At 65.4% G+C, this 10,590-nt stretch carries 5 protein-coding genes and 1 tRNA gene; 4 read left to right on the forward strand and 2 right to left on the reverse strand.

All coding sequences use genetic code 11. The annotated features are described in order from the left end of the window. The 3 genes from mfd to HMPREF1546_RS11125 form a co-directional block, all read left to right on the forward strand. Window positions 1-3,408, forward strand: a 3,408-nt coding sequence (mfd, locus tag HMPREF1546_RS11115; RefSeq protein WP_021751943.1) for a transcription-repair coupling factor, incomplete at its 5' end; no start/stop codon positions are given. A 115-nt stretch (window positions 3,409-3,523) separates the two neighbouring features. Beyond that, window positions 3,524-4,603: a peptidylprolyl isomerase gene (locus HMPREF1546_RS11120; RefSeq protein ID WP_021751366.1), complete on the forward strand. Its 1,080-nt coding sequence runs from the start codon at window positions 3,524-3,526 to the stop codon at window positions 4,601-4,603. Between the two features lie 292 nt (window positions 4,604-4,895). Beyond that, window positions 4,896-6,152: an acetyl-CoA C-acetyltransferase gene (locus HMPREF1546_RS11125; RefSeq protein ID WP_021751364.1), complete on the forward strand. Its 1,257-nt coding sequence runs from the start codon at window positions 4,896-4,898 to the stop codon at window positions 6,150-6,152. A gap of 311 nt (window positions 6,153-6,463) precedes the next feature. Here HMPREF1546_RS11125 and HMPREF1546_RS11130 read toward each other — a convergent pair. Together HMPREF1546_RS11130 and HMPREF1546_RS11135 are read right to left on the reverse strand one after the other, a co-directional pair. Beyond that, window positions 6,464-6,540: transfer RNA gene (locus HMPREF1546_RS11130), tRNA-Arg, on the reverse strand. 88 nt (window positions 6,541-6,628) lie between these two features. Then, entirely contained in the window at window positions 6,629-7,795 is a 1,167-nt protein-coding gene (locus tag HMPREF1546_RS11135) for a phosphoglycerate dehydrogenase (protein ID WP_021751363.1), read from the reverse strand. A 713-nt stretch (window positions 7,796-8,508) separates the two neighbouring features. Here HMPREF1546_RS11135 and typA point away from each other — a divergent pair. Then, window positions 8,509-10,332, forward strand: coding sequence for a translational GTPase TypA (gene typA / locus HMPREF1546_RS11140; RefSeq protein WP_036631354.1), 1,824 nt, complete (start codon window positions 8,509-8,511; stop codon window positions 10,330-10,332). Window positions 10,333-10,590 lie beyond the last annotated feature (258 nt).

A 10,590-nucleotide genomic window follows, 5' to 3' on the forward strand; every position in this document is an offset into this window, starting at 1 on the left:
TGCGTGGGCGCGGCGGTGGCGGCAGCCTGCGGCCGTCCGGCGGTGTTTCTCTGCGGGGACGAGCGGGAGGTCCAGGTCCTCTCCGCTGATCTGGAGACCCTGACGGGCCGCCGCCCCGTGACCCTGCTGGGCCGGGAGTGGCAGTTCCGCCCCGGGGCCGTGGGTTCTCGGGACTGGGAGCGGAGCCGTCTGGCGGCGCTGTACGCCCTGGCCCAGGGGGACGCGCCGGTGGTGGTGGCCACCGCGGACGGCCTCATGGCCCGGACCCTGCCGCCGGAGACCCTGCGGTCCCTGGCCATCACCCTGGAGGTGGGGGGGCAGGCAGAGCTGGGCGCGCTGGCGGAGCAACTGCTCTCCGCCGGGTATACCCGTTGTGAGCAGGTGGAGGGCGTGGGCCAGTTCGCCCTGCGGGGCGGCATTCTGGACGTGTTCTCTCCCCTGATGGACCAGCCGGTGCGGTGCGAGTTTTTTGACGATGAGGTCGACTCCATGGGCGCCTTCGACCCCGGCACCCAGCGGCGGACCCGGAACGTGTCCTCCGCCCGGATCCTGCCGGCGGCGGAGGTGCTGCCCCACTGCGCCCCCGGAGGCCTGCCCGGTCTTGCGGACCAGCTGACCGCCCTGGCGGAGAAGCTGGCGAAAAAGCAGAAGACGGAGGCCATCGTCCAGACGTTGCGGGAGGACGCGGAGCGGCTGCGCAGCGGCGCGGCCCCGGGGGCGGCGGACCGGTATCTGGCAGCCATCTATCCGACTGTCACCGCCGGGGTCCACTACCTGCCTCCGGACGCGGTGGTGTTCCTCAGTGAGAGCGGCCGGGTGGACGAGCGGGTGAAGAACACGGTCCTCCAGCAGAAGCAGGACGTGGAGGCGCTGCTGTCCGCCGGGGTGCTGGCGGGGGAGTACGCCCATCTGACCCTCACCGCCGAGGAACTGTACGCCGCGCTGGAGGACTTCCCCGTGATCCTGGAGGACTCTCTGCCCACCTCCCGGCACCCCCTGCGGCCCCGGGGCCTCCTGACCATGAATGCAAAGCAGCTCAGCTCCTACGGCGGCAGCCTGGAGACCGCCGTCACGGATCTGGAGCACTACCGCTCCTCCGGCAGCGCGGTGCTGGTGCTCTGCGGCGGGGAGACCCGGGCGAAGAATCTCCACCGGCTGCTGGAGGAGAAGGGCATCCCGGCCACCCTGGATCTAAGCGGCGCCGCCATGCCTGCGGCGGGGGAGGTGCGCCTCTCCCTGGGGGCCCTGTCCGCTGGCAGCGAGTGGCCGACGCTGAAGCTGGCGGTGCTGACAGAGGGCCAGCTGACGGCCCCGGCCATGCGCAAGCGCCAGCGGGTGAAGAAGGACTCCAACCGGCAGAAGCTCCAGTCCTACACCGACCTGTCCCCCGGAGACCTGGTGGTCCATGAGCACCACGGCGTGGGCCGGTTCGTGGGCATCCAGCGGATGCCGGTGGACGGCGTGGAGAAGGACTACATCAAGATCGACTACGCCGGCGGGGACTGCCTGTACGTCCCCGTGACCCAGCTGGATCTGGTGAGCAAGTACATCGGCGGAGGAGAGGACACCGAGCGCACCAAGCTCAATAAGCTGGGGGGCGCCGAGTGGACCCGGCAGAAAACCAAGGCCAAGAAGGCCGCCAAGGATCTGGCCAGGGGCCTCATCGCGCTGTATGCCGAGCGGCAGAAGCGGCCGGGCTTCGCCTTCTCCCCGGACTCCCCCTGGCAGCGGGAATTTGAGGAGTCCTTTGACTACACCGAAACCGACGACCAGCTGCGGTGCATCGCGGAGATCAAGGCGGACATGGAGAAGCCACGGCCTATGGACCGGCTGCTATGCGGCGACGTGGGCTACGGCAAGACGGAGGTGGCCCTCCGGGCCGTGATGAAGTGCATCCTGGACGGGAAGCAGGCCGCCATTCTGGTGCCCACCACGGTCCTGGCCCAGCAGCACTACGCCACCGCCGTCAGCCGGTTCCGGGACTTTCCGGTGAAGATCGAGGTGCTGTCCCGCTTCACCCCCGCCAGGGAGCAGAAGCGGATCCTGGAGGCCGCCAAAAACGGCGGCGTGGACCTGCTGATCGGCACGCACAAGCTGCTGCAGAAGAGCATGGCGTTCAAAGACCTGGGCCTGCTGGTGATCGACGAGGAACAGCGGTTCGGCGTCACCCACAAGGAGCGGCTGAAGGAGATGAGCCGCCAGGTGGACGTGCTGACCCTCTCCGCCACTCCGATCCCCCGGACACTGAACATGGCTCTCTCGGGCCTGCGGGATATGTCCACCCTGGAAGAGCCTCCGTCAGACCGCCAGCCGGTGCAGACCTATGTGCTGGAGCACGACTGGGCCATCATTGAGGATGCCGTCCGCCGGGAGCTGGGCCGGGGCGGCCAGGTATACTACCTCCACAACCGGGTGGAGAGCATCGATGCCACCGCCGCCCGGCTCCAGAAGATGCTGGGGCCGGAGGTCCGCATCGTCACCGGCCACGGGAAGATGACGGAGCAGGAGCTGTCCTCCGTCATGCAGGCCATGGTGGACGGGGAGGCGGATATGCTGGTGTGCACCACCATCATCGAGACCGGCATCGACATCCCCAATGTGAACACCCTCATCATCGAGGACGCGGACAAGATGGGGCTGGCCCAGCTCCACCAGATCCGGGGCCGCATCGGCCGCAGCGCCCGGCGGGCCTACGCCTATCTCACCTACCGCCGGGGCAAGGTGCTGCAGGAGACCGCCGCCAAGCGGTTGGCGGCCATCCGGGAGTATGTGGAGTTCGGCTCTGGCTTCAAGATCGCCATGCGGGACCTGGAGATCCGGGGCGCGGGGAACCTGCTGGGGCCGGAGCAGTCCGGGTATCTCATGAGCGTGGGCTACGACCTGTACCTGAAGCTGCTGGAGGAGGCCGTCCTGGAGGAGCGTGGCGAGGAGAAGCGGATCGAGACGGAGTGTGCCGCCGACCTGACGGTGAACGCCCATATCCCGGACCGGTACGTCCCCTCGGCGGAACAGCGGATGGACCTGTACCGCCGCATCGCCGCCATCCGCACGGACGAGGACGCCTCGGATCTGCTGGACGAGATGCTGGACCGCTACGGCGAGGCGCCCAAGTCCGTTCTGGCCCTGCTGGACGTGGCCCTGCTGCGTTCTGCCGCGGCCAAGGCCGGCGTGTCCGATATCTCCCAGAAGGGCAGCCTCCTGCGGCTGCAGCTGGGAGTGTTCCACCCACAGGCCCTGGTGGCGGTGTGCGGCCACGCCAAGTACCGCCAGCGGCTGACGCTGGCGGCGGGGGAGATCCCTGCCCTCACCCTGAAGCTCAAGCCCGGGGAGGATGTGCTGGAGGCCGCCCGGGACCTGGTGGAGGACCTGAAGCTGGCCGCGGAGGAGGCCGCGGGCGGGACCCCGTAAGTTTCATCATGTTTTTGCCATGCCCCGCATAGGATGGTGGCGGTGGGACGTCCCCCGCCTGTCCTGTGCGGGGCGTTTCCACGGAATCTGCGAGGAATGACAAAGGAGAACCGTGATGAAACGATGCATCGCTTTTTGCCTGGCCCTGGGGGCCGCCCTCTCTCTCACCGCCTGCGGGGGCGGAGACACAGAGGGGGGACTTCTCTGCGAGGCGTCCGGCATCCGTCCGGACACTGTGCTGCTGTCCGTGGACGGGCGGGACGTGTCCGCCCAGCGATACCTCTACTGGCTGGCCTACGCCTGCGACTACATCGCCGACTACTACGACAGCGGGGAGGGGATCCAGTGGGGGGACACTGTCTCCGGCCAGAGCCTGGAGGATTACGCCAAGGACCAGGCGCTGCAGAACGCCGCCCTGTACGCCACAGTGGAGACCTGGGCGGAGGACTACGGCTGCACCCTCACCGACGAGGACCGGACCGCCATGGACCGGGAGTGGGCGGCCCGGGCGGCCCAGTACGGCGGGGAGGAGGCCTATTTGGCTGTGCTGGCCCGCATGGGGCTGGACCGGGCGGAAGCGGAGGCCATCTCCGGGGACTACTATCTCTACGAGCACCTGTACGACCTCTACTGCACGGAGGGCAGCGAGCTGGCCCCTGCGGAGCATGACCTGGAGACCTTTGCCCAGGAGCAGGGCTACCTCACCGTGGACCACATCTGGCTCTCCACCGCCGCTGTGGACCCGGCGGACGCGGAGGCCGTGGCCGCCTGCCGGGCCAAGGCGGAGGAGGCCTTTTCCAAGCTGAACGGCAGCGCGGACCCTGCCCACGACTTTGCCGTCCTGGCCGCCACTTACAGCGATGAGACGGACCGGGACCAGCATCCGTCCGGATACACCTTCACTGTGGGGGACGGCACGCTGCCCGCCGCCTGCGAGGAGGCGGCCCAGGCCCTGGAGGAGGGCCAGTTCAGCGGCGTGGTGGAGGCGGATGACGGCTTCTACCTGATTCTGCGCAAGCCCGTGGACCTGGAGGCCGTGGCCCCGGACTACTTCGACGCCCTGCTCCAGGCTGCGGCGGACAGCGCGGACATCTCCACCACCCGCACCTATGCGGACCTGGATGTGAGCCGGTTTTACGACGAGCTCATCGCCGCCCGGGCGGAGCTGGATGCCTCCGGCGGAGAGGTTGCCTGATGGGTGTTTGTGCCAATTTTGGCAAAATGACGAAATTCGCAGAGGTTTTGATAAAGTTTTAACAAATTTTCGAATTTCACAGAAATTTGCATTGACGGGGCAGGAAAAACCCAGTATAATCAAATCAGCAAGCGGTTGGTGTATGAGCATTTGTCAAAAATTTGGCAATTATGTTTTTCTTTTGACAAACTCTCGCCGCCACCCTCAACTTGTGATTGGCGTCTGCGGCAGCGCCTGACGAAGAGCCGTCGGAGCTGCCAATCCCATATTTTTATAAAAACGGAGGAAGATCATGAAAGAGCTCTATGTTGTGAATTGCTGCAGAACCGCGATTGGTTCCTTCGGCGGCGCGCTGAAGAACACCCCTGCCGTCGATCTGGGTGCCATCGTCATCAAAGAGGCTCTGAACCGTGCCGGCGTGAAGCCCGAGCAGGTGGATGAGGTCATGTTTGGCTGCATCCTGACCGCCGCCCAGGGCCAGAACGTGGCCCGCCAGGCCTCCATCAAGGCCGGCATCCCCTATTCCGTCCCCGCTTACACCGTGGGCATGGTCTGCGGCTCCGGCATGAAGTCCATGATCGAGGGCGCCCGCTCCATCCTGGCCGGCGACGCCGACGTGGTTGTCTGCGGCGGCACTGAGAACATGAGCGCCGCTCCCTACGCCGTTCCCACCGGCCGCTACGGCGCCCGGATGGGTCACACCCAGATGATCGACACCATGATCAAGGACGGCCTGTGGGACGCCTACAACAACTATCACATGGGCACCACCGCTGAGAACATCGCGGACATCTGGGGCATCACCCGCAAGGAGATGGACGAGTTCGCCGCCTCCTCCCAGCAGAAGACCGAGGCCGCCCAGAAGGCTGGCAAGTTCGAGGCTGAGATCGTCCCCGTGCCCGTGAAGGTCAAGAAGGACATCGTGGAGTTCAAGGTGGACGAGTTCCCCCGTGCCGGCGTGACCGCCGAGGGCATCTCCAAGCTGAAGGGCGCCTTCCCCGTGGGGCCCGAGTCCCCCAATCCCCAGGTGGTCCACACCTTTGAGCCCACCGGCATCCAGGAGACCGACGACAAGGGTCAGCAGCGCGTGACTGCCGCCAACGCCTCCGGCATCAACGACGGCGCCGCCGCACTGGTGCTGGCCTCCGGTGAGGCTGTGGAGAAGTACGGCCTGAAGCCCATGGCCAAGCTGATCGGCTGGGGCCAGGGCGGCGTGGATCCCAAGATCATGGGCGTCGGCCCCGTGCCCGCCTCCCGTCAGGCCATGACCAAGGCCGGCGTGACCATCGACGATATCGACCTGGTGGAGGCCAACGAGGCGTTCGCCGCCCAGTCCATCGCCGTGGCCCGTGAGCTGGGCTTTGACATGAGCAAGGTCAACGTCAACGGCGGCGCCATCTCCCTGGGCCACCCCGTCGGCGCGTCCGGTGCCCGGATCATCGTGACCCTGCTGCACGAGATGCAGAAGCGGCCCGAGGCCAAGAAGGGCCTGGCTACCCTGTGCATCGGCGGCGGCATGGGCGTTGCCACCGTGTTCGAGAAGTGCTGAATTGATCTTCCGGCAGAGCACCGTCTCCGCTGGATGTGAAAAGGCGTCCCCGGCCATTAGCCGGGGGCGCCTCTTTTTTTGTGCCGGGAAGCGGCGTGCCGCAGGGCCGCCATCCAGCAGAACGGCAGGAGGACGAGGGTATAAAAGCGCCTGGAGGCGGCCTGAGAGGATGCCCAAGCAGTTTGCGGATCGCACATCAGCCGGAGTTTTTACAGAGACCGCGCTATGAAAGGCACCTGGCAGCCGCTGGAATGCGGTGGAACGGATAAGAAGGCCGCTGTAAGCCGAAAACTGGCTTACAGCGGCTGACTTGGCACCCCTGACCAGACTCTAACTGGTGGCCTACCGCTTAGGAGGCGGTCGCTCTATACGACTGAGCTACAGGGGCATATCAAATAGGCAGAAACCATTGTACCTGTTTTCCGCCCTGCTGTCAATGGGAAAGGGCTGCCGCGCAGGCGGCAGCCCTTCGGCGCTCACTGGATGACCCGTACCCGGATCACATTCTCCAGCGCCGTCACCTCGTCGATGACGCACTGGTCCGCCGGGGCGCTCAGGTCCACGATGGTGTAGGCGTAGTCCCCCCGGGACTTGTTGCTCAGGTTCTCCACATTGATGCCGTCCCGGGACAGCAGGGTGGTGATGCTGGCCAGCATGGCAGGCACGTTTTTGTGGATCAGGCACAGCCGGCACACGCCGCTGCGCTCCTGGCTGACGGCGGGCAGGTTTACGCTGTTGCGGATGTTGCCGTTTTCCAAGTAATCCCGCAGCTGGTCCACCGCCATGACCGCGCAGTTCTGCTCACTCTCCGGTGTGGAGGCTCCCAGGTGAGGCATGGCCAGCACGTGGGGCGCACCCACCAGGCGGTTATTGGGGAAGTCTGTGACATAGGCCGCTACCCAGCCGGTGTCCAGCGCCGCCAGCATGGCATCGTCGTCCACGATCTCGCCCCGGGCCAGGTTGATGAACCGGACGCCCCGTTTCATGGCGCCGATGGCCTTGGCGTCGATCATGCGCTCCGTGTCCTTGGTGTAGTGGATGTGGATGGTGATATAGTCCGCCCGCTTGTAGAGCTCGTTGATGTCCTTCACCACATGGATGTGGCGGTCCAGCCGCAGGGCGGCATCCACAGACAGGAAGGGGTCGTAGCCGTACACATCCATGCCCAGGGACAATGCGATGTTGGCGACCAATGACCCGATGGCCCCCAGGCCGATGACGCCCAGCGTCTTCTTGTACAGCTCCGGGCCGATGAAGGCGGCCTTGCCCTTCTCCACTACGGTGGTCACATCCACGCCGGAGGCCACCTGCTGCCGGACCCACTGGATGCCCCCGTCCACGTCCCGGGAGCCCATCAGCATGGCGCACAGCACCAGCTCCTTTACGGCGTTGGCGTTGGCGCCGGGGGTGTTGAATACCACGATGCCCGCCTCGGAGCAGCGGTCCAGGGGGATATTGTTGACGCCGGCCCCAGCCCGGGAGATGGCCAGAAGGTTTTTCGGAAAATCATAGTCCAGCAGCTTGGCGGAGCGGACCAGGATGGCGTCCTCGTCTGTCTCCGAATCGGAGACGGCGTACAGCGCCGGATCCAGGCGGTTCAGGCCGACGGGAGAGATCTTGTTGAATGTTCTGATACGGTACATGGCAGAATGCCTCCATTGGGCGGCCCCAGCGGGTCGCGGTACTTGCGGGGGAACGTGCGGTGCTGGCACCGCTTCCGCCGCAGCATCTTCTATTATAGGTAGAGGCCGCCGTCCCAGTCAATGTGCCGAACCGCCAAATCCGCGGCCGGTTGGACCGAAAGTTTTTGGGGAGGTATTACTTTTGGAACGGCCTGGGAAAATACCCAAAAAGGCAGTTCTGCGCCTCCGGAACTGCCGCTTTCCTATGAAAACTGCGGAATCGTCCTGTTTTTTTGAAAAAGCCCCTGAAAGCAGCTTGCAAAAATCGAGAGAACGGCATATAATGCAAAACTGTGTGCAAATCTCGACCGGCGGCCGGAATCGGACGGCCGGCAGGGAGGCCGCGTGTGTTGATCCGCCGCCCGGCGCGCCCCGCGTGGCCCTTTCATAGAGAAAAGGAGAGGGAAGATGTGCAGAACGAACATTTGAGGAACATCGCCATCAACGCCCACATCGACCACGGCAAGACTGCCCCACAGGGCTGACACCCTGCGGGGATCGTTTGATAGAAATGCCCGGCGGAAGCACCCGCAAGGGGTACGCCACATCCGTAAGGCGGCAAAGCCGCCAACGGCCGTGCAGTGAATTCCGCCTCCGCCAAGGTTTTGCCGCAGGCAAAACACTTGTACGCGCCGCCCGGCGCGGCCTTGCCAGAGAAGAAGGAGAAGAGAATTATGCAGAACGAACATTTGAGAAATGTCGCCATCATCGCCCACGTCGACCACGGCAAAACCACGCTGGTGGACGAGATGCTGAAGCAGGGCGGCGTCTACCGGGAGAATCAGGAGGTGGTGGACCGGGTCATGGACTCCGGCGACCTGGAGCGGGAGCGGGGCATCACCATCCTGGCCAAGAACACCGCCATCCGGTACAAGGACACCAAGATCAACATCGTGGATACCCCGGGCCACGCCGACTTCGGCGGAGAGGTGGAGCGCATCCTGAAGATGGTCAACGGCGTCATCCTGCTGGTGGACGCCGCCGAGGGCCCCATGCCCCAGACCCGCTTCGTGCTCTCCAAGGCCCTGGAGCTGGGCCACCGGGTCATTGTGGTGGTCAACAAGATCGACCGGCCCGACCAGCGGATCCACGAGGTGGTGGATGAGGTGCTGGAGCTGCTGATGGACCTGGATGCCACCCCGGAACAGTTGGACTCCCCCATGCTGTTCTGCTCCGGCCGCAACGGCACCGCCTCCTACTCCCCCGACGTGCCGGGCACGGACCTCAAGCCCCTGTTTGAGACCATTCTGGAGTATATCCCCGCCCCGGAGGCAGATGTGGACCAGCCCTTCCAGATGCTGGTCAGCTCCATCGACTACAACGACTTCGTGGGCCGGATCGCCATCGGCCGCATCGAGCGGGGCACCTTGAAGCAGAACCAGGACATCGTCGTGTGCAACTACCACGACCCGGAGGCTGTGCTCCGCAAGGCGAGAGCCACCGCCATCTACGAGTTCGAGGGCCTTGCCCGGAATCCGGTGACCGAGTCCACCGCCGGCAACATCATCGCCATGAGCGGCATTCCCGACATCACCATCGGCGACACCATCTGCGTCCCGGACTGCGTGGAGGCGTTGCCCTTCGTGAAGATCAGCGCCCCCACCCTGGAGATGACCTTCTCCGTCAACGACTCCCCCTTTGCCGGCAAGGAGGGCAAGTTCGTCACCTCCCGCCAGCTGCGGGACCGGCTGTACCGGGAGACGTTGAAGGACGTGTCCCTGCGTGTGACCGACACGGACAAGGAGACTGCCTTCAACGTGGCGGGCCGGGGCGAGATGTCCCTCTCCATCCTCATTGAGACCATGCGCCGGGAGGGGTATGAGTTCCAGGTTTCCCCCGCCCGCGTGCTGTACCAGGAGATCGACGGCGTCAAGTGCGAGCCCATTGAGCGGCTGGTGGTGGACGTGCCCGGCGACTGTGTGGGCGCGGTCATCGAGAAGCTGGGTGCCCGCAAGGCGGATCTGGTGGAGATGACTCCCGTGGGCGAGCGGATGAAGATCGAGTTCCTGATCCCCGCCCGGGGCCTCTTCGGCTACCGCAGCGATTTCCTGACGGACACCAAGGGCGAGGGCATCATGGCCAGCGTGTTCGACTCCTACGCCCCCTACAAGGGCGACATCTCCCGCCGGGGCACCGGCTCCATGATCTCCTTTGAGACCGGCGAGTCCGTCACCTACGGCCTGTTCAACGCCCAGGAGCGGGGCACCCTGTTCATCGGGCCCGGCGTGCCGGTGTACGGCGGTATGGTGATCGGCGTCAGCCCCCGGAGCGAGGACATCACCGTCAACATCTGCAAGAAAAAGCAGTTGACCAACATGCGGGCCAGCGGCTCCGACGAGGCGCTGCGGCTGGTGCCCCCCAAGCAGATGAGCCTGGAGCAGTGTCTGGAGTTCCTGGCGGACGACGAGCTACTGGAGGTCACCCCCAAGAGCCTGCGGATGCGCAAGGCCATTCTGGACCACGAGAAGCGCATGAAGGCGCTGCACGGCAAGAAGTAAACCGGCCATTGCATGGGCCCTGGCCCCCGGGAGGGGGCCGGGGCCTGTTCGTTTGCCGCCCGGGCAGGAGGCGGGGGCTGTTGGGAAAGACCGCGCCGCATCCGCAGGGGGGCGATGATCCCGGCGGCCCGGAGGCGGAGACTCTCCGGAAAACGGTTGGGCCGCCGGGCGGCGGCCTGGGGGGATTCTGCTCCCGCAGGGGGGCTTGTCCAGCGGGGATGCGCCCCCCCATTCTCTTTTTGTCAGCGCCAAAAAGAG

The organism is Oscillibacter sp. KLE 1745 (assembly GCF_000469445.2).
Lineage (GTDB): Bacteria > Bacillota > Clostridia > Oscillospirales > Oscillospiraceae > Oscillibacter > Oscillibacter welbionis.

Excerpts from the sequence above, each read along its gene's own strand:
- HMPREF1546_RS11120 (WP_021751366.1), top strand. The coding sequence starts at position 3,524 with ATGAAACGATGCATCGCTTTTTGCCTGGCCCTGGGGGCCGCCCTCTCT.
- HMPREF1546_RS11125 (WP_021751364.1), top strand. The coding sequence starts at position 4,896 with ATGAAAGAGCTCTATGTTGTGAATTGCTGCAGAACCGCGATTGGTTCC.
- HMPREF1546_RS11135 (WP_021751363.1), bottom strand. The coding sequence starts at position 7,795 with ATGTACCGTATCAGAACATTCAACAAGATCTCTCCCGTCGGCCTGAAC.
- typA (WP_036631354.1), top strand. The coding sequence starts at position 8,509 with ATGCAGAACGAACATTTGAGAAATGTCGCCATCATCGCCCACGTCGAC.